The sequence below is a fragment of the Candidatus Eisenbacteria bacterium genome (genome assembly GCA_035712145.1).
Classification (GTDB): domain Bacteria; phylum Eisenbacteria; class RBG-16-71-46; order RBG-16-71-46; family RBG-16-71-46; genus DASTBI01.
In genome coordinates, this window is the sequence record DASTBI010000004.1 from 1 (window position 1) to 1,317 (window position 1,317).

At 68.6% G+C, this 1,317-nt stretch carries 1 protein-coding gene; it reads right to left on the reverse strand.

What is annotated here, in order from left to right; genetic code table 11:
* The coding region (locus tag VFQ05_00165) for an erythromycin esterase family protein (protein HET9325164.1) at nt 1-1,317 on the reverse strand (1,317 nt) is incomplete at both ends.

Genomic DNA, 1,317 nt, shown 5'->3' on the forward strand with positions numbered 1-1,317 from the left:
CTGGAGGGCGTGGTCCGACCCCAGCCCCCCGCTGCTCATCGCCGTGTACGTGCCTTCGTTTGCGGCGAACCCCACGACCACCAGATCCTTCCCGTACCGGTCGGCGAGCCATTTGCCCATCCAGCCCTTGTTCTTCGCCACGTGCCCGTTGTGGGCCCACAGCACCACCTTCGAGCCCTTTCGCGCCTCGTCGGCGATCCAGACCACGTTGGCGGCCATGCTCGAATCGCGGACCGTCCAGCCGGCACCGCTCCTGCTCTGCGCGCACTGCAAGACGACATGGGCATTGCGGATGATCCAGTCCGCTTGTGCCGGCGTGGTGGCGGCGCCAAGCCGTCCCCGCGAGGCCTCGAGGTGATCCACGATGCGCTGCGTCGCCGCCACACCCCGCTGGCCGGTGTTGCCATCTTCCGTGGCGCGCGTTCCAGAGAGCCGCAGGCTGCGTGTTCCGCTGGCGGCGGTGGTGTCATCCATCGCGATCGAGAAGCGCGGATGGAACGCCCGACGACTGAGGCCGCTGGGGCCGCCAGCGAGCTCGAGGGCGAGGTCGATGGAGCTTGTCGTCCATGGCGCACCGTCGATCTCGACCCCGAGCGAGTCGAACCACGCGGTGCCCTCGCCGGACATGAGCACGCCGAAGGTGATGTTATCGGCGCTCGCGGGGATCGCCAGCTGGATCTCGTACCGCCTCCAGCCGTTGGTGCCGCTCACTGCCTGGGACTGCATGTTGTCGAACGCGATCCCGCGCTCCTCGCCGGCGTCGGCGCGCATCCATAGACCCGCGAACTGGGACACGCGCTCGGTGCGCATGAACCCCGAGTAACGCACCTTGCGTCCGGCGAATGCCGCCGCGGGGAGCGTGCCTGTCGCGGTGACGAAGCCCGGGTCCCGGGCCGACAGCCTCTCGGCCGCCGTGATGCTGTCGGCCCAGGCCGGATCGTGCGTGGCGAGGTACCGCCGCACGATGGCGGCCGCAGTGTCCGGGGTCTGCATGTCGAATCCCGTGAACTCGATGCGCCCGCGCTTGGAGGCATTGAAGCGCCGCATCCACTCGACCATCTCGAGCACTTCCTCCGTGTTCCACGTCCAGAAGTACATGCCCTGGATCAGGGCGCGCGGATCGCCCTGGCCGCCCAGCACGTAGTCGTTGATGCGCCACGCCTCGGGCAGGTTGGCCTCGATCGCGAACACGCTGAATCCCATCTCGGTCGCCAGGTACTGGGTCATCCGGTGCTTGAGCTGGAAGAACTCGCGCGTGCCGTGCGTGCCCTCGCCGAGCGCCACGATGCGGGCCTTGCCGACGATCCTGCGGAGGTC